Origin of the sequence: Promicromonospora sp. NPDC052451 (assembly GCF_044547525.1) — a bacterium.
Taxonomy (GTDB): domain Bacteria; phylum Actinomycetota; class Actinomycetes; order Actinomycetales; family Cellulomonadaceae; genus Promicromonospora.
In genome coordinates this window covers 342,114-360,001 of record NZ_JBIUAP010000002.1, presented here as the reverse complement: position 1 = coordinate 360,001, position 17,888 = coordinate 342,114, and the positions used below count along the sequence as shown (strand labels likewise).

At 74.6% G+C, this 17,888-nt stretch carries 16 protein-coding genes; 10 read left to right on the top strand and 6 right to left on the bottom strand.

The genetic code is table 11. The annotated features are described in order from the left end of the window. Positions 1-10: 10 nt before the first annotated feature. Positions 11-349, bottom strand: coding sequence for a YciI family protein (locus tag ACIG47_RS04500; RefSeq protein ID WP_397409434.1), 339 nt, complete (start codon positions 347-349; stop codon positions 11-13). Between the two features lie 129 nt (positions 350-478). Here ACIG47_RS04500 and ACIG47_RS04495 point away from each other — a divergent pair, with 129 nt between their 5' ends. Next, positions 479-1,312 carry a helix-turn-helix domain-containing protein gene (locus ACIG47_RS04495; protein ID WP_397429781.1) on the top strand — a complete coding sequence of 278 codons (834 nt, stop codon included), beginning with the start codon at positions 479-481 and terminating at the stop codon, positions 1,310-1,312. Positions 1,313-1,406: 94 nt separating this feature from the next. Next, positions 1,407-1,790 (top strand): TIGR03618 family F420-dependent PPOX class oxidoreductase, encoded by a 384-nt coding sequence (locus ACIG47_RS04490; RefSeq protein ID WP_397429780.1) that lies wholly within the window; start codon positions 1,407-1,409, stop codon positions 1,788-1,790. 18 nt (positions 1,791-1,808) lie between these two features. On the opposite strand, the gene ACIG47_RS04485 is transcribed toward ACIG47_RS04490, so the two are convergent. The 5 genes from ACIG47_RS04485 to ACIG47_RS04465 all read right to left on the bottom strand — a co-directional run bounded on the left by ACIG47_RS04485 (position 1,809) and on the right by ACIG47_RS04465 (position 7,940). Beyond that, positions 1,809-3,680 (bottom strand): dipeptide ABC transporter ATP-binding protein, encoded by a 1,872-nt coding sequence (locus ACIG47_RS04485; RefSeq protein WP_397429779.1) that lies wholly within the window; start codon positions 3,678-3,680, stop codon positions 1,809-1,811. Then, the gene (locus ACIG47_RS04480; protein WP_397409430.1) at positions 3,677-4,504 is read right to left on the bottom strand and encodes an ABC transporter permease; all 828 of its coding nucleotides are present in this window, start codon (positions 4,502-4,504) and stop codon (positions 3,677-3,679) included. The genes ACIG47_RS04485 and ACIG47_RS04480 overlap by 4 nt, the downstream gene beginning before the upstream one ends. Further along, positions 4,501-5,484 carry an ABC transporter permease gene (locus ACIG47_RS04475; protein ID WP_397429778.1) on the bottom strand — a complete coding sequence of 328 codons (984 nt, stop codon included), beginning with the start codon at positions 5,482-5,484 and terminating at the stop codon, positions 4,501-4,503. The genes ACIG47_RS04480 and ACIG47_RS04475 overlap by 4 nt, the downstream gene beginning before the upstream one ends. Further along, positions 5,481-7,145, bottom strand: coding sequence for an ABC transporter substrate-binding protein (locus tag ACIG47_RS04470; protein WP_397429777.1), 1,665 nt, complete (start codon positions 7,143-7,145; stop codon positions 5,481-5,483). The genes ACIG47_RS04475 and ACIG47_RS04470 overlap by 4 nt, the downstream gene beginning before the upstream one ends. Positions 7,146-7,238: 93 nt before the next feature. Then, positions 7,239-7,940: a GntR family transcriptional regulator gene (locus tag ACIG47_RS04465; RefSeq protein WP_397429776.1), complete on the bottom strand. Its 702-nt coding sequence runs from the start codon at positions 7,938-7,940 to the stop codon at positions 7,239-7,241. A gap of 62 nt (positions 7,941-8,002) precedes the next feature. Between ACIG47_RS04465 and ACIG47_RS04460 the strand changes: the two genes are divergently transcribed. The 8 genes from ACIG47_RS04460 to ACIG47_RS04425 all read left to right on the top strand — a co-directional run bounded on the left by ACIG47_RS04460 (position 8,003) and on the right by ACIG47_RS04425 (position 17,855). Continuing rightward, a complete protein-coding gene (locus ACIG47_RS04460; RefSeq protein WP_397429775.1) occupies positions 8,003-8,542 on the top strand; it encodes a YbhB/YbcL family Raf kinase inhibitor-like protein in 540 nt (179 codons plus the stop codon). A gap of 319 nt (positions 8,543-8,861) precedes the next feature. Beyond that, complete coding sequence (locus tag ACIG47_RS04455) at positions 8,862-10,079, top strand: toxic anion resistance protein (protein WP_397429774.1); 1,218 nt, start codon at positions 8,862-8,864, stop codon at positions 10,077-10,079. A gap of 20 nt (positions 10,080-10,099) precedes the next feature. Further along, the gene (locus ACIG47_RS04450) at positions 10,100-10,672 is read left to right on the top strand and encodes a hypothetical protein (protein WP_397429773.1); all 573 of its coding nucleotides are present in this window, start codon (positions 10,100-10,102) and stop codon (positions 10,670-10,672) included. Further along, positions 10,669-12,144, top strand: a complete 1,476-nt coding sequence (locus ACIG47_RS04445; RefSeq protein ID WP_397429772.1) for an AAA family ATPase — start codon at positions 10,669-10,671, stop codon at positions 12,142-12,144. Before ACIG47_RS04450 ends, ACIG47_RS04445 begins: the two co-directional genes overlap by 4 nt. Further along, positions 12,141-13,445: a hypothetical protein gene (locus ACIG47_RS04440; protein ID WP_397429771.1), complete on the top strand. Its 1,305-nt coding sequence runs from the start codon at positions 12,141-12,143 to the stop codon at positions 13,443-13,445. The genes ACIG47_RS04445 and ACIG47_RS04440 overlap by 4 nt, the downstream gene beginning before the upstream one ends. Continuing rightward, positions 13,442-14,476: a glutamate ABC transporter substrate-binding protein gene (locus ACIG47_RS04435; protein ID WP_397429770.1), complete on the top strand. Its 1,035-nt coding sequence runs from the start codon at positions 13,442-13,444 to the stop codon at positions 14,474-14,476. The genes ACIG47_RS04440 and ACIG47_RS04435 overlap by 4 nt, the downstream gene beginning before the upstream one ends. Further along, the gene (locus ACIG47_RS04430; protein ID WP_397429769.1) at positions 14,473-15,576 is read left to right on the top strand and encodes a hypothetical protein; all 1,104 of its coding nucleotides are present in this window, start codon (positions 14,473-14,475) and stop codon (positions 15,574-15,576) included. The genes ACIG47_RS04435 and ACIG47_RS04430 overlap by 4 nt, the downstream gene beginning before the upstream one ends. Beyond that, positions 15,573-17,855 (top strand): tetratricopeptide repeat protein, encoded by a 2,283-nt coding sequence (locus tag ACIG47_RS04425; protein WP_397429768.1) that lies wholly within the window; start codon positions 15,573-15,575, stop codon positions 17,853-17,855. The genes ACIG47_RS04430 and ACIG47_RS04425 overlap by 4 nt, the downstream gene beginning before the upstream one ends. Positions 17,856-17,888 lie beyond the last annotated feature (33 nt).

Sequence of the window (17,888 nt, the reverse complement as noted above, 5' to 3'; positions counted from 1 at the left end):
GGCCAGGCCGTCAGGACTCCGGGTCGTACATGAGCTCCCGGACCTCCTGGGCGCACCGGCAGCCCTCGGCGATGCGGGCGGCCCACTCCAGCGCCTCCGCACGCGTGGGCACCTCGATGACCGAGAACCCGCCGATCACTGCCTTCGTCTCCGGGAAGGGGCCGTCGGACACCGTGCCGTCGGTGGCCACGATGCTCGCCTGCTGGCGCTCCAGCCCCGCGCCGAAGATCCACACGCCGGCGTCCTTGGCCGCCCGCACCACCGCGTGCGAGGCCTCGGCCACGGCCGGCAGGTCCTCCTCGGGGAACGTCATCGCTCCGTCGTCGAACGAGATCAGGTAACGCGGCATGCCAGTCCTCCTTGTCCGGCGGCCCGTGCGGCCACCCCGTGCTCTCCGACCGTCCGAGCGCACGGAAATGAGCGGTGGACGTGCCGGCAGAGCCTGGCGGAGCGCGGACCCTCCGAGGAGGATGACCCCGTGGAGTCCTACGTCGAACGACCACCGGTCCCCGGGCTCGCCGGTGTGGTGCGGACCGCGTGGATCCTGCGCACGGGCGCGACGCCGTACCTCCAGCGGAACCTGCCCACCGGCGGCGTCGAGATCCATCTCCGGGTCGGGGGCTCACCGGAGCTCGTCGGGCCGCTGACCGGCCCGCAGATCGAGCTCGTGCCGCCGCGCACCACCGTCGTCGGCCTGCGGTTCCGGCCCGGTGCCCCGCCGCGTCTACCCACGGGACTCGACGATCTGGTGGACCAGCGACTCGACCTGGCGCACCTATGGGGCAGCTCGACCAACCCGCTCGTGGACCAGGTCGCCGCGGCCCGGACCCCCGGCCAGGCGCTGGGGGTCCTGGAGGCCCACGTCCTGCGGGACGTCCGGCGCTCCGGCCGGCCCGATCCCCTGGTGGGCGCGGCCGTCGCCGCCCTGATGCCGTGGCAGCCGGTCACCATCGACGCCCTGGCCGACCATCTGGCGCTCTCGGCGAGCCAGCTCCGCCGCCGGTGCCTGCACACGGTCGGTGTGGGCCCCAAGGTGCTCCAGCGAACCCTGCGCTTCCAAGGATTCCTCGCACTGGCCCAGGCCGGCGTGGCGGCCACGGGCCGGCGTGGCACGGACGGCGCGGCGGGTCTGGCGGTCGACACGGGCTACGCCGACCAGGCGCACCTGAGCCGGGAGTGCCTGCGGCTGACGGGCGTCACGCCGCGGCGGCTGCTCGGCGGCGACATCGACCGGTGCGCCTGCGGCCACGAGCACGCCGCGTCCTACGGGCCTTTCCTGGCCTTGCGCCGCCGCCTGCCTCTGCGCGCCTGACCTGCGCGTTCTGTTCAAGACTCGCCCCCACCGGGTCCGTAGCCTCGGCGTTCCGACAGCTCCCTCGTCGGACAGCTCCCTGAAAGGAACCCCGATGCTGGAACCCGATGTCCGCCGCGTCCTCGACGGCACCTCGATCGCCCATGTCGCCACGGTCCTGCCGGACGGCTCACCCCACGCCGCTCCGGTCTTCGTCGGGACCCACGGCGACCGGATCGTCTTCTTCACCGGCCCGACCATGCGCAAGGCACGCAACCTGCGCCGCGACCCCCGCGTGGCCCTGTCCATCGCACCCGTGGACAACCCGTTCGAACCCGTCGTCGTCCGCGGCCGGGTGGTCGAGTGGCTGGACGGCGAGGCGGGCTGGGCGATCGTCGACCGCCTGGCCCGCAAGTACACCGGCCAGCCCTACTCGCGCGAGCACGAGCGGATCGTCGCCGTGATCGAACCCGAGCGGCAGAACGTCGGCATCGGCTGAACCGCGTCCGGACGACCGCTACAGCCGGACGGCGTCCCGCAGGCGCCGCGCGTACGGGTGGCGCGGCGCGTCGAGCACGGACGCCGCCGGGCCCGACTCGACGATCCGCCCCTGCTGCATGACGGCGAGCTCGTCGCTCATGTGCAGCGCCACGCCGAGGTCGTGCGTGATGAGCAGGTAGGCCAGTCCGCGCTCGCGCTGGAGCCGGTCCAGCAGGTCGAGCACCTGGGCCTGCACGGAGACGTCGAGCGCGGACACCGGTTCGTCGAGGATCAGCACGCGCGGGTCCGCCGCGAGCGCCCGCGCGATGGACACGCGCTGGCGCTGTCCGCCCGACAGGTGCAGGGGACGGCGCGCGGCCATGTCCGGGCCGAGGCCCACGGTGTCCAGGAGGCCCGCGAGCTCGGCCTGCACGGGGCCGGGCCGGAGCGACCGGCCGCGGGTCACGGCGTCGGCGAGCACGGTGCCGACGGTCCAGCGCGGGTCGAAGGAGCTCAGGGCGTCCTGGAAGACCGCGCCGACGAGCGGACGACGGGGCCGCCGTCGTGCCTCGGGGAGCGGGCTCCAGGGTTCGCCGAGCAGAGTGACGTCTCCGGCGTCGGGCTGCTCCAGGCCGAGCAGGATGCGCGCGGTGGTCGACTTGCCGGAGCCCGACTCGCCCACCAGCCCGAGGGTGCGGCCGGCCCGCAGGGTGAGCGAGACGTCGTCGGCGGCCACGATCTCCCGCCCGCCGACGTGGAACACCCGCGACACTCCCCGCGCCTCCATGAGCCCGGCCCCCGCGCCGTCCCCCTCCCCGACCGCCTCAACGCCGGCCGACCCACCGACCCGCGCGCCGTCGAGCGCGGGGTTGGTTGCGTTCTGGGCAGCCGTACCGCCACCAACCCCGCGTTCAGCTGCCGCGGCATCGGCCCCGGCACCAGGCGCGGGTCGGCGGTCCCGCGCGGTAGCGGCAGCCGGCGCCGAGAGGCGCGTGCCGCGGGGGCGGTCGGTCGGGACCGCCGCGACCAGCGCGCGGGTGTACGGGTGCCGGGGGTGCTCGAACACCTCCGCGGGTGTGCCCTCCTCGACCACGGTGCCGTCGGTCATCACCAGCACCCGGTCGGCGATGCCCCGGACGACGGACAGGTCGTGGCTGATGAGCAGCACGGCGGTGCCCTCGTCGCGCAGCCGGCCCAGGAGGCGCAGCACGCCGGCCTGGACGGGCTGGTCGAGCGCGGTGGTGGGTTCGTCCGCGATGACCAGGGCGGGCTCGCCCGCGATGCCCGCGGCGATGAGGGCGCGCTGCCGCTGACCGCCGGAGAGCTGCCCGGGGCGCTGGCGGGCGCGCAGCTCGGGGTCGTCCAGCCCGACGCGGCGCAGCAGCTCGACGGTGCGTGCCCGCCGTGCGGCGGCGTCGAGCCGGGTGTGCAGGGCGAGCGTGTCACCGATCTCGCGGCCGACGGGGCGCAGCGGGTCGAGCGAGACGAGCGCGTCCTGCGCGATGAGCCCCACGGTGCCACCGCGCAGGCGCCGCAGAGCCCGCGCGGACGCCGAGCGCACGTCCTGGCCCGCGACGCTCAGCTCCGCGGCGGTCACCCGCGCACCGTCACCCGCGAGACCGACGACGCTCCGCGCCGTCACGCTCTTGCCCGAACCCGACTCGCCGACGACGGCCACGCACTCGCCCGCCGCGACGTCGAAGCTGATGCCGTCGACGACGCGCCGCGGAGCGCCGCCGCCCCGCCCGGCGGGGAAGGTGACCGCCAGGTCACGGATGCGCAGCACCGGGGCTGCGTGGCTCGACGCCGCCCCGCCCGGCCCGACCTGACCGGCCCCAACCTGACCCGGCCCGACCTGACCCGACCCGACCCCGTTCGACCCGGCCCCGCCCGGCACCGTCCCGCTCATCCCGCGCTCCTGTTCCGCTTCTGGATGCCCCGGCCCAGCACGGTCGCCGCCGCCGCGCTGGCGACGATCGCGAGCCCGGGGAAGAACGTCATCCACCAGAAGTTGGCGATGTACGTGCGCCCGGCCGCCAGCATCGCGCCCCACTCGGCGGCGGGCGGCACCGCGCCGAGGCCGAGGTAGCTCAGCGAGGACACCCAGATGACGGCCTGCCCGAGCCCGAGCGTCGCGAGCACGAACAGTGCCGCGGTCACGTTCGGCAGGATGTGCCGGGCGACGATCCAGAGCCGGCCCCGGCCCAGCACCCGGGCGGCCTCGACGAACTCGGCGGACGCCGTCCGCCGCACCTGGGACCTGATGATCCGCGCGTAGCCGGGCGCCGTGGCCAGGCCGACGGCGATGGTCGAGCTCAGCACGCCCGGTCCCGTGACCACGATGAACAGCAGCGCGAGCAGCAGTCCGGGGAACGCGAACAGCACCTCGACCACCCGGGTGGTGCCGAAGTCGAGCCAGCGCGGCCCGAGGCCCGCGACGAGGCCGAGCACGGTCGCGAGGCCGATGCCGATCGCCGTGGCCAGCACCCCGATCCGCAGCGACTCGGCGGCGCCGTGGACCACGCGGGTGTAGATGTCGCGCCCGGACTCGTCCGTGCCGAACAGGTGCGTGAGCGACGGCGGCTGGAACGCCTCGGTGCGGGAGACGGCGAGCGGGTCGCCCGGCGCCAGCAGGCCGGGCCAGAGGGCGGCGACGAGCAGCAGCACCAGCACCAGCGCGGCCGACGCCTCGGCGACGGTCGGCCGGAAGACGCCGCGCCCCGGCGCACTCACTGCGCCACCACCCGCGTGCGCGGATCGATCACCCGGTCGGCGAGGTCGGTGACCAGCGTCATCACCGTGTACGCGAGCGCCACCACGAGCACGATCCCGGTCACCAGCGTCACGTCGCGGAGCTGGACCGCCGACAGCAGGCTGCGGCCCAGGCCCTGCCGCGCGAACACGGACTCGACCACCACCGCCCCGCTGATCAGGGACCCGAACGCCCACCCGGACAGCCCGACGGCGGGGATCGCCGCGTGCCGCAGCGTGTGCCGCCAGAAGATCCGCGCCTCGCTCTCCCCGCGGGCCCTGGCCGTCGTCACGAACGGCGACTCCATGGCGGTCAGCAGCGACTCACGCATCACCTGGCCCAGGAAACCGGCGAGCGGGATCGCCATGGTCAGCGCGGGCAGCACGACGCCGAGCGGCCCCGGCACGCTGACCGGCGGCAGGATGCCCAGCGTGGTGCTGAAGAACAGGATCAGCACCGTCGCGAGCCAGAAGTGCGGCACGGCCGCCGCGACGAGTTCCAGGCCCGACCCGATCGCCCACGCGACCCGGCCGCCCCGCACGCTCCAGGCCGCCAGCCCGCACGCGAGCACCCAGGCCAGCACCAGCGAGCACAGCGCGAGCGTCAGGGTGGCGCCGAGCTGCTCGCCGATCGCCGTCACCACGGGCTTGTGCAGCGAGTACGACTGGCCGAGGTCACCGGCCAGCAGCCGCCCGAGGTAGGTGAGGTACTGCACCGCGAGCGGCTGGTCGAGGCCGTACTCCCGGCGCACCCGCTCCAGGGCCTCCGGCCCGGCCTGGGACCCGGGGCCGCCGAGGATGGCCTCGGCGGGATCCCCGGGCACCAGCCGCAGCGCGAAGAACGTGATGGTCGCCGCCGCCCAGAGCACGAACACGACCCCGCCCGCGCGCAGCAGCAGCCAGCGCCGGGTGCCCGGCACCGGCCGCCTGCGAGCCCCGGTGGTGGGGACGGGGAGCGTCAAGACGCCAGCCAGGCCCCGGCGAAGGTCGGCGTCGACACGGTGGGCATCGCACGCAGACCGTGCACGGACGACGAGTACAGGAAGTGGTTCTGCTGGTCGTACAGCGGCAGGATGTAGTACCCGTCGAGGATGGTCCGCTGCGCCTGCTCGTAGAGGCTGGCCCGCTCGTCGTCGCGGCTCGTGGCCGCGGCACGGGTGAGCAGGTCGTCCAGCCCCGGGTCGTCCACCTGCGCGAGGTTGGCGAAGTAGCCGCTCGGCGCCGGCGTGATCGAGTCGGAGTGGTACAGGATGCGCAGCACGTCCGGCCCCACCTTGGTGTACGGGGCGCTCACCAGGTCGTAGTCGTTCTCGGCCAGGGCGCCGTACCAGCTCGACAGGTCCAGCGGGTGCAGCTTGACCTCGAAGCCCGCCGTCTTCGCGTCGGCCTGGATCTGCTCGAACAGGGACTGCTCGGCCGGGATCGACTGGTTGGTGCTCACCGGGAAGTCGAGCGTGAGGCGCTCGCCGTCCTTGACGCGGTAGCCGTCGGCGTCGCGCTCGCTCCAGCCGGCGTCGTCCAGGAGGTCGGCCGCCGCGTCGGTGTCGACGGCGAACAGGTCGGGCAGGCTCAGGCCGAGCGGCTCCACGCTGGACAGCGGCGAGTACGACCGCTGCGCGGTGCCGAAGAACAGGCTCTCGACGCCCGCCTCGACGTCGACCGACCGGATGAACGCCTCCCGCACACGCTCGTCGTCGAACGGGGCCTTGCCGGAGTTGAGCTCGATGCGGTTGGACGCACCGGGGCGCGGGGCGTCCAGCTCCTCGATCGCCGGGTCGTCGGCCGCCGAGACGATGGTGTCGGGCTGTGCGTTGTCGATGACCTGCACCTCGCCCGACTGGAGCGCGGCGTACCGGCTCGCGGAGTCGGGGATGAACCGCCACACGATCGAGTCCAGGTACGGCAGGCCGGTGCCCTCGGGCACCTCGACGTCGGCGGGCGGCGACACGTAGTCGTCGTTGCGTACCAGCGTCACCGACTCCTGCCGCTCCCACTGGTCGACGACGAACGGGCCGGTGCCCACGGGCGCGGCGCAGTTCTCCTCCTGGCTGCGCTCCAGGGCCTTGGGCGACTCCATGGCCACCCACACCTGCGACAGCGACTCCAGCAGCGCGCTGTCGGGCGCGCTCAGCTCCAGGCGGACCAGGTGCTCCTCGACGGGCACGACCTCCTCGATCTTGGCGAGCGCGAGGTAGCCGGTCGACGACGCCGTGGCCGGGTCCTGCACGTGCGCGATGTTCGCGGCGACGGCCTCGGCGTCGAACGGGGTGCCGTCCGTGAAGGTCACGTCGTCACGCAGCCGGAACTCCCACGCCATGCCGTCGTCGCTCTCGCTCCACTCCGTGGCGAGCCAGGGGATGACCTCGCCGTCCTCGTCCAGCGAGACGAGCGACTCCAGGTACTGGGTGGCGATCAGGGCCTGCGGGTAGTTGCCGCCCACGTGCGGGTCGAGGCACGACGGCTCGGCGTCGCCGGAGGCGTAGGTCAGGGTTCCTCCTGCCACGGGCTCGCCCGTGGTTTCGCCGGTCGACCCTCCCCCGGACGAGCAGGCGGCGAGCAGGAGAGCGACGGCCGCCGTCACGACGACGGCGGCACGCGGACGGGAGAACCGGCGCGAGGGCATGGCTTCGAGTACATCCTGTCTGGAGGTTGTCCGAACGACTGCGTTCATGCTCCCAAACCCCCGGTGCCGGTGGCGCTATTCCGCCGAAGGACCTCAGGTGAGGCGCGCCACATCGTCGTGGTGGACGTCGTGGTCGACGAGCAGGTTCTCCGCCGTCTGGGACAGGTGCCGGGTGAGCAGCTCCGCGGCACGGTCGGCGTCGCGGGCGAGCACCGCGGCCTCCAGCGCGGCGTGCTGGCCGACCGCGTCGCGGAGCCGGACCGCGCCCGACCACCGGCGGCTGAGCTCGCTGGCGACCCACGTGCGGTCGAAGGTGTCGAGCAGCACCTCGTTGCCACAGCCCTCCAGCAGGCTGCGGTGGAACTGCCGGTGCGCCTCGGCCCAGTCGTCCGAGTAGTACTGGTCGTTCCCGGCCCGCACCGGGGTGCGGCTCAACCGGTAGTGCGCCGCGCGGACCCGGACCTCCCACTCGACGTCGCCCCGGGCGATCGACATCCGGAGCATCGCCGGCTCCGTCACGGTCCGGGCCTCCGCGATCTGCTGCCACCGGTCGGCGTCCATCGGCGGCACCGCGAACCCGCGGTTGTGCAGCCGGACCGCCATGCCCTCGCCGACGAGGCGCAGCAGCGCCTCGCGGGCCACGGCGAGGCTCACCCCCTCGGCGTCCGCGAGCTCCCGCGGCTTGAGCGCCGCGCCGGGCGCAAAGTCCCCGCGCAGGATCCGCGCGCGGACCGCGCCGTACAGGCGCTCCGACGGCGAACGGTGCACGGGTTCGATTGCGTTCTCGGCTTCCATGGGGTTAGCGTAGCAAAATAATCGATCATTATTCGGGTGATCGATCTTTGTGAGGAGCACCCATGAGCAACGACCCCTTTGCCAGGCTGCCCGAGGCGGCCTCGTTCACCCTCACCAGCACGACGGTGCAGGACGGCGGGGAGCTGCCGGCGCCGCAGCTCTCCGGCCTCTTCGGCATGTCCGGCGGCCAGGACCTGTCGCCCCAGCTCACCTGGACCGGCGCACCCGCCGGCACCAGGAGCTATGCGGTGACCGTGTACGACCCGGACGCGCCGACGGGCTCCGGCTTCTGGCACTGGGCGGTGACGGGCATCCCCGCCACCGTGACGGAGCTGCCGGAGGGTGCCGGCGACGACACCGGCGCAGGCCTGCCCGAGTGCGCGGTCCAGCTGCCCAACGACGCCCGCGCGCCCCGCTTCATCGGTGCCGCGCCGCCCGCCGGCCACGGCGAGCACCGGTACTTCATCACGGTGCACGCCCTCGACACCGAGGACCTGGGGGTGCCGGCCGACGCGACCCCCGCCTTCCTCGGCTTCACCATGGCGTCGCACATCCTGGGCCGGGCCACCCTGGTCGCCACCGCCGAGACGGCGAGCGCCTGAGGGCCCGGGCGCGTGCTGAGCTGAGCGCGTGCTGACCTGAGCCGGCCCCGGGAGACACCATGCCCGGCCGAGGGGGTAACGATGAGCTAACTTTGCTGGCTCAGCGTTACCCCCTCGGCCGGGTAGGTCCCATCCCGCGAGCGCCCGCGCGGCTCCGCCCAGGACCGCGAGAGCCCCGGTACTGCGCGGATCCCCGGCACCGGGAACTCTCCGTGACGCCCCCTCGTTCTCACCCCGCACCCAGGCGTTTTCCTGCCGGAGAGGGCGGCTCCACGCATATACTCGCCGGGTTCGGGACGCCCTATCGCGAGGAGTACCGATGACCGAGCCGACGCCGCTTCAACCACCCGCCCCCGCGGAGCCCCTCGTGCTCAGCGCGCCCGACCCGGTCCAGCCCGTCGCCGCGACGCAGGCGCCCGCGATGGCACCCAAGGTGGACCCCGCGGTGGCCCCCGCGCTCGACGCGAAGGTGACCACCTACCTGGACGGTCTGCTGGGCACCGACACCCGCAGCCCCGAGTTCGCCGCCAAGGCCGACGACGTGCGCACCATGGGCGACCAGGACATCCGCCAGGCTGCCGACTCCAGCAACCGCCTGCTGGCCACGCCCGTCCGGGCGCTCAAGGAGGGCGGCCTCGCCGACGGCTCCAAGGTGGGCCAGACCCTGCTGGAGCTGCGCCGCACCGTCGAGGACCTGGACCCGTCGGAGGCGAGCGTCGGGCGCAAGATCCTCGGCATCATCCCGTTCGGCGACAGGCTGCAGGACTACTTCCGCCGCTACGAGTCCGCCCAGGGCCAGCTCAACGCCATCATCCAGGCCCTCTACAACGGCCAGGACGAGCTCCGCAAGGACAACGCCGCCCTCAACCTGGAGAAGCAGAACCTCTGGGACACCATGACGCGGCTCAACCAGTACATCTACGTGGCCGAGCGCCTTGACGCGCAGCTCTCCGCGAAGATCGCCGAGCTGCAGGTCGCCGAGCCCGAGCGCGCCAAGGCGCTGTCCGAGGACGTGCTGTTCTACGTGCGCCAGAAGCACCAGGACCTGCTCACCCAGCTCGCGGTGTCGATCCAGGGCTATCTCGCGATCGACATCATCATCAAGAACAACATCGAGCTCACCAAGGGCGTGGACCGCGCCACCACCACGACGGTCTCCGCGCTGCGCACGGCCGTCATCGTGGCGCAGGCGCTGGCCAACCAGAAGCTCGTGCTGGACCAGATCGGCGCCTTGAACACGACGACGTCGAACATGATCGCCTCGACGTCCAAGATGCTCGCCGACCAGTCGGCGACCATCCAGGAGCAGGCCGCCAGCTCGACCGTCGGCATCGAGCAGCTCCAGGCCGCGTTCGCGAACATCTACGCCACGATGGACTCCATCAGCGACTTCAAGACCCGGGCGCTCGACTCGATGTCCCAGACGATCGGCGTGCTGCAGACCGAGACGGCCAAGGCGTCCGAGTACGTCGAGCGGGCGCGCCGCACCAACACCGACGGCGTGGCGAGCGGCTCTCTCGACCTCAACACCCTGTGACGGCACGCTCGGAGGCAGGTATGGGCTGGTGGCAGCGGATCTTCGGCGGGGGCCGCACCGCCGAGGAAGAGCCCCTCGCGATCCCGGCCCCGCCCACGAGCGAGCAGATCGTGACGTCGGTCGACGCCGTGCTCGCTCGCGCCTCCGGGAACGCGCCGGCCGCCGTGACCGCCCGGGTGCAGCGGGTCGCCGAGACGGTGCACGAGATGGTGCCCCGCCTGGACCGGCTCGGCGCGGGCTCGCAGCAGGCGCACACCGTGGTCGCGACCGCGACGAGCTACCTGCCCGAGGCCGTCGACGCCTACCTGCGCCTGCCGCGGGACTTCGCCGACCGCCGCGTCGTGGACCGCGGCAAGACGTCGCTCATGATCCTGTGCGACCAGCTCGATCTCTTGGGCGCCACGATCGAGAAGATCTCCGACGCCGTGTCCCGCGCGGACGCCGTCGCCCTCGTCGCGCACGGTCGCTTCCTGGAGGAGAAGTTCGGCACCTCGTCGGGCCTCACGCTGCCCGGTGCCGTCCCGGGCGCCCCGCCCGGACCGGCTTCGTCCGGCGGCCCGACGGCGGGGCCCGCTCCCCTGGAGGCCCCGTGACCGCCACCGCCCTCGGCGCAGCCCTCGACGCCCTCGCCGCGGCGGGCTCGGCGGCTGGTCTGGGCGGCCCCGCCGCGCGCGCCGAGGGCGAGCGCCTGGCCGCCGCCGTCGCCGAGTCGTCCCCCGGCGCCCCGGCCGACTGGCTGACGGCGACCGCGCGCCCGGCCGCAGGCGGCCTGCAACCGTTCTTCGACGCCGCCGTGAGCGCCCGTCGCTGGCGCTCCGCCCCCACCGACCTGCTCGCCGGCCTCGTCGCCGGCGGTTCGCCGCACGCCCTGCCGTACGCGGAGGCGCTGGCCGCCGTCGTCGACGCCGCGGCAGCCCTGGGCGACCCCAGCATCAGCGCGATCGCCGCCGCGGAGGGCACCAAGGCGGTGCACCGCGGTGCCGCGTCGGGCCGCGACCGGGGCGCCGTTCCGCCCGGAGCCCTGCCCTCCGGAGCCCTGCCCACCGGGCAGCCGGCCGGCCCCGTGCAGCCCACCGGCTCCCGCCGGCCGGCGCACGACCCGTCGGCAGGCTCCGGCCACGCCGCCACGGGCCCGGCCGCCCCGGCCGCCCCGGCCGCCCCGGCCGCCCCGGCCGAGGCCACCACCCCCGGACCGGCCCCGGACGCATCCCCGGAACCTCCCGCCAGGACCCTGGAGGAGCTCCTCGCCGAGCTCGACGAGCTCATCGGCCTGGACCGCGTCAAGGACGAGATCCACCGCCAGACCGAGCTGCTGCGCATCGAGCGCCTGCGCGCCGAGGCCGGGCTCACCTCCCCCACGCTGACCCGGCACCTGGTGTTCGTGGGCAACCCGGGCACGGGCAAGACGACGGTGGGCCGGCTGGTGGCCGGGATCTACCGCACGCTCGGGCTGCTGGACAAGGGCCACCTGGTGGAGGTGGACCGGTCCGAGCTGGTGGCGGGCTACCTGGGCCAGACGGCCGAGAAGACGACGGCGGTGGTGCAGCGCGCCCTGGGCGGCGTGCTGTTCATCGACGAGGCCTACGCCCTGGCCGAGGACCAGTACGGCCGCGAGGCGGTCGACACCCTGGTCAAGGACATGGAGGACCACCGCGACGACCTCGTGGTGATCGTGGCGGGCTACCCGGGCCCGATGGCCCGGTTCGTGGCCACCAACCCGGGCCTGGAGAGCCGGTTCTCCCGGACCATCACGTTCGACGACTACTCCGGCGCCGAGCTCCGGCAGATCTTCGAGAGCATGGCCCGGGGATCCGACTTCGAGCCGCGACCGGCCACGCTGGAGCGGTTCGACCGGCTCGCGGCCGAGCAGGTGCGCGGCGAGGGGTTCGGCAACGGGCGCTGGGCCCGCAACGTGCTGGACTCCGCGATCGCCCGGCACGCCTGGCGCCTGCGAGACGTTGACCGACCGACGCTGGACCAGCTCCGCACGCTGGTCCCGGAAGACCTGGAGGATGTCGTGGACATCGGGACAGACCCCGGAACTGCCGCAGAGGCCACCCCGTGACCGCGCAGCCGGCGAGCCCCGCCCCGGACCACCGCCCGGCGGACGCCCCGGCAGGCAGCCCCCGCGGCCGCTTCGCCGCGAGCCTGGCGACCACGCCGGGCCGGCTCGCGCTGGCCACGACCATCGCCGTCGCCGCCTGCCTGCTGCTCGCGGTCACCGGGTTCCTCGCGGGCACCGGCCAGTCGGCCGCCCTGCACGACGCGCAGCGCGACGCCGCCCAGCTCGTCGGCACCCAGGAGCTGCGCAACGACCTCGTGTCCGCGGACGCGACCGCGACGAACGCGTTCCTGGTGGGCGGGCTGGAGCCGGCCGAGGCGCGTGCCCGGTACGAGGCCAGCCTGTCCGAGGCCGCCGAGGCCGTCCCGGCGCTGGCCGCCACGGCCCGCGGCGAGGGCGAGGCCGCGGACCTCGCCACGGTGTCCGACTCGGTGCAGCGGTACGCGGGCCTCGTCGAGTCGGCCCGGGCGAACAACCGCCAGGGCTTCCCCGTCGGTGCGGCGTACCTGGACCAGGCCTCGGCCGCGCTGCGCGACGAGGTGCTGCCCACGCTGGACGGCGTGGCCGTCTCGACGTCCGAGCGGGTCGACGACGACATGGGATCGGTCTCGCTGGCCCAGGCGCTGCTGCTGTTCGTGCTGCTCGCCCTGGTGGCACTGGCCGCCGTGCAGCTCTGGCTGGCCCGGCGCACGCACCGCGTGCTGAACACCGGCCTGGCCGCGGCGAGCGTCGCCCTCCTGGTGGGCGGGATCGTGGCGGCGGCCGCCGTGCTGGGCGGCAACGGCGTGGCCCGCTCCGTCGCCGGCGGACCGTACGCGGCGACCGTCGCGACGTCGCAGGCCCTCGCGCTGGCCACCGACGCCAAGTCGATGGAGTCGTTCACGCTGATCAAGCGGGGCTCCGGCGCGGACTTCGAGGAGTCCTACCAGGAGTCGCTGGCCGAGGCGAAGAACCTGCTGACCAGCGCGGCCGAGGCCACGGACACCGGGTCCGACCCGCTGGCCCTCCTGGAGGAGTGGGACACCCGGCACGCCGAGATCCGCGCGCTGGACGACGGCAACGACTGGGACGGCGCCGTCGCCGCCGCGACCTCCACGGCCGACGACTCGGCGGGTGCCGCCTTCACGGCGTTCACCGACGCGGCGCACGCCGACGTCGAGGCGACGAGCACGGCAGCCGTCGACCGGCTCGGCTCCGCGGCGACCACCGCGCAGGTCGCGGCCTGGGTCGCCCTCGTGCTCGGGGTCGCGGGCGCCGTCGCCGCGGCCACCGGGATGAACGTCCGTCTGAAGGAGTACCGATGAGAACCCGCGCCGCCCGCCGACCGCTCCTGACCGCCCTGGTCGCGCTGGCCCTCGTCGGCACGACGGCGGCCTGCGCCCCCGAGCCGGCCACGCACCTGCTCACGGGCGCCGCGGGGGTCGGCGCGACGACGCAGGAGTCGGTGCAGGGCTCGGCCCAGGAATCAGCACCGCAGGCGCAGGGTCCGGCGGCGTCGGACACCACGGCCGCGCCGGCGGAGTGCGCCGACGGGCTGCCCGCCGTGGCGTCGGCGACACCGGGCGGCAGCCCGCAGGTGACGCCCGGCTCGACCATGGCGGCCATCCGGGAGCGCGGCACGCTCGTCGTCGGCGTCTCGGCCGACACGCTGCTCATGGGGTCGCGCAACCCGTTCTCGGGCACGATCGAGGGCTTCGACATCGACGTGGCCCGCCAGGTGGCCGCGGCGATCCTGGGCGACCCCGGCAAGGTCCGGTTCCGCGTGATCACGTCGGGCGACCGCGAGACCGTCCTGGCCGAGCACGAGGTCGACATCGTGGTGCGCGCGTTCACCATCAACTGCGAGCGCTGGGAGAACATCGCGTTCTCCGCCGAGTACTACCACGCGGGCCAGAAGCTGCTGGTGCCGTCCACCTCGCAGGTCACCGGGGTCGACGACCTCGACGGGCAGCGTGTCTGCGCGCCCGACGGCACCACCACGCTGGAGCGCCTGCAGGCCTGGGAGGGCGTCAAGGCGGTGCCCGCCGCGACCCACACGACCTGCCTGGTGCTGTTCCAGCAGGGTGCCGTGGACGCCATCACGGGCGACGACACGGTCCTGGCCGGCTTCGCCGCGCAGGACCCGTACGCCAAGGTGGTCGGCGACGCGGTGAGCGACGAGCCGTACGGCGTGGGCATCCCCGCCGACCAGCCGGACATGGTGCGGTTCGTCAACGGCGTGCTGGAGGACATGGTCTCCGGCGGGCAGTGGGCGAAGTCCTACGACCGCTGGCTCGGCGACGCCCTGGGCCCCGCCCCGGCCGCGCCGCAGCCGGTGTACGGACGGACGCCGTGAGCCGGACCCAGCGTGCTCCCGCGCCGCCCGGCGCCCTCGGCGTGGCCGCGGAACCCGCCGCGCTCCTGACCTACCTGACGGACCTCCGGTCGTGGCTCGACACGCGCCGTGCCGACCTGGACCGGCTCGACACGACGGCCCGGCAGTCGGGGACCGACGGCGTCACGGCCGACGTCGTCCTCGCGCTGACGCTCTGGCAGGCCGTCCGCACGCGCACCGACGAGCTGGTCGCCGTCTGGGACTCGGGCCGGGCCGACGCCGTGGCGCGCGAGCGCATGTCGCAGCTCATCTGGGGGCGCCTGGGCGGCGACCCCGCCACGTCGCTGCTCTCCCTGGTCGACGCCGCGCGCCTGTGCGACGCGCAGGCCGACCAGCTCGCCACCCGCCTGTCCTTCGACCCGCACGCCGCCGACGTCACGGCACGGTTCCGGGCGCTGGCCGCAGGCATCGTCCGCGCGGAGGACGCGGCACGCGGGACCGCCGACACGGAGGACGACGCCGCCGTCGCCCGCCTCCGCGACCGGCTGGCCCGCCTCAAGGCCGACGCCGCGCGCGGCGGGGACGTCACGGGCCCGCTCGGCGCGCTGGAGGACGACGTCGCACGCGCCGAGCGCGACCTCATCGTGGCGACGGCCCGGAGCCGGTCGCTGGCGCGGGACCGGGAGCGCGCCGTGGCGCTGCGCAGCGCCCTGGCCGAGCGGGCACCCGTGCTGCACCAGGTCGCGGAGCGCTGCCGCCGCGAGATCGTCGACCCGCCCCGGCTCGCGGTCCCGGACGTCACCCGGCTCGGGGACGTCCCGGACGAGCCCGACCGGCTGACGACCTACGTCCAGCGGCTCGGCGCCGTCGAGCGGGCCATGGAGCGTGCCGAGGACGCCTACACGGCACCCCTGCGGGAGCGTGCCGAGCTGCGCTACCGCGTCAAGAACCTGATGACGAAGGCCCAGGGCAACGGGCGGGCGGCGTCGTCCACCGTCAAGGCCGGCGAGGACGAGGTGCGCGAGGCGCTGGACGCGACGCCCTGCGACCTGACCCTGGCCCGGCACTTCACCGAGCAGCTCGAGACGCTCGTGCGCGATCTCCCGGAGGGACACCGATGACCACACAGGCCTGCGCGGAGCCGGGCTGCCCCGGCACCATCCAGGACGGCTACTGCGACGTGTGCGGGGCGCCCGCCGGCGGCAACCCCACCGGGGGCGCGCTCGCCGCGGTCGCGGCGTCCTGGGGCGCGTCCGCCGCCGCGCCGCCGGCAACGAGCGGCCCGCCCGGGGAGATGGCGCAGCCGGCCACCGGCCGCACCAGCTCGTCCCGCCTCGCGTCCACCGCGCTCGGTTCGGCGCGCGTGGCGCCCGGCTCCTACCAGACCCGGCGGGTCGGCACGGGGTCGACGCGGCTGCGCGGCCACCGCCTCGGCGCGGGCCTGACCACCGTGCCGCACACCCCGGTGGCCGACCCGCTGCAGGCCGTCATGGCCACGCCGGAGCTCGCGGAGAGCAAGCGGTACTGCCCCACGTGCGGGCAGCCGGTGGGCCGCTCGCGGGAGGGCGTGCCCGGCCGCATCGCCGGGTTCTGCGGGCACTGCGGCGCGCGGTACGACTTCGCGCCCGCGCTCAAGGCCGGTGACCTGGTGGGCGGCCAGTACGAGGTGGTCGGCTGCCTCGCCCACGGCGGCCTCGGCTGGATCTACCTGGCGCGCGACCGGAACGTCAGCGGCCGCTGGGTGGTGCTCAAGGGCCTGCTCAACTCGGGCGACAAGGAGGCCTACGAGGCCGCGGTCGCGGAGCGCCAGTTCCTCGCCGAGGTGGAGCACCCGCTGATCGTCGAGATCTTCAACTTCGTGCTGCACGAGGGCCTCGGCTACACCGTCATGGAGTTCGTGGGCGGCAAGTCGCTCAAGGACGTGCTCAAGGAGCGCCGCGACCAGAGCGGCGGGCAGGCCCGGCCGCTGCCCGTGGACCAGGCCATCGCCTACATCCTCGAGGTGCTGCCCGCCTTCAGCTATCTGCACGACCACGACCTGCTGTACTGCGACTTCAAGCCGGACAACATCATCGCCCAGGGCGACGGCGTCAAGCTGATCGACATGGGCGGCGTCCGCCGGGCCGACGACATGACGTCCGCCATCTACGGCACCGTCGGCTACCAGGCGCCGGAGGTGCCGGAGATCGGCCCGTCCGTCGCGTCGGACATCTTCACGCTCGGCCGCACGCTCGCGTCCCTCGTGCTCGACTTCCGCGGCAACACCACGGTGTACCAGGCGTCCTTCCCGCCGGTGGCCGAGACGCCCGTGTTCCAGCGGTACGACTCGTTCTACCGGTGGCTCGCCAAGGCCTGCGCGCCCGCGCCGGCCGACCGGTTCGCCACGGTCGACGAGGCCCGGGTGCAGCTCCTCGGGGTGCTCCGCGAGGTCGTCGCGACCGACAAGGGCCCGGGGTACACGGCCACGACGTCGGCCGAGTCCCTCCTGTTCGGCGTGCCGCCGCTCGACGGCGCCGACGCCGCCCTGGGCTGGCACCAGCTCCCGCTGCTGAAGGTCGACTCCGGCGACCCCATGGCGTCCTGGCTGGCCGGCGTGAACGTGGCCGACCCCGCCGAGCGCATCGTCGCCCTGGGCGGCGCGCCCGAGGCCACCGTGGAGGTGCGCCTCGCCCTGGCGCGCGCCGCCATCGAGACCGGCGACGGCGCCCGCCTGCGGGCCACCGTGGCGCAGATCCTCCAGGAGGACCCGTGGGAGTGGCGGGCGGCCTGGATGGAAGGGCTCGGCCACCTCTCGGCGGGCGACCCGGCCTCGGCCCGCGCGTCGTTCAACGCCGTGTACGGGCAGGTGCCCGGCGAGCCCGCGCCGAAGCTCGCGCTCGCCACCGCCTGCGAGGTCTCCGGCGAGCCCGGCGTCGCCGAGCAGCTCTACACGACCATCGCCCGCGCGGACTCGAACTACACCGGCGCCGCGGCGTTCGGCCTCGCCCGCGTCCGGTCCGGTGCCGGGGCGCTCGACGGCGCCCTGGGCGCCCTCGACCTGGTCGGCCCCACGCGCGGCTCCTTCCCCGACGCCCGCCTGCAGCGGGCTCGCCTGCTGGTCTCCGCCCGGCGTTCCCTGACCGACCTCTCCGACGCCGTGGCGGGGCTGGACGGCGCGCACGTGCCGGACCGGCCGAAGGCGGAGGTCACCGTCGACGCGCTGGCCGGCGCGCTCGGCCTGGTCACCCGCGGTGGACCCGACCCGGGCGTGCACGTCGCCGGCGCCGAGGCCACCGAGCCGGCGCTGCGGGACCGGCTGGAGCTCGCCCTGCGCGACCTGGCCCGCCTGACGGACGACCGCTCGGAGCGCGTGGCGCTCGTCGACCGGGCAAACTCCGTACGGCGGTGGACGTTGCGCTGACCGGTCCGCCGGGCCGGTGGCCACCGAGAGACA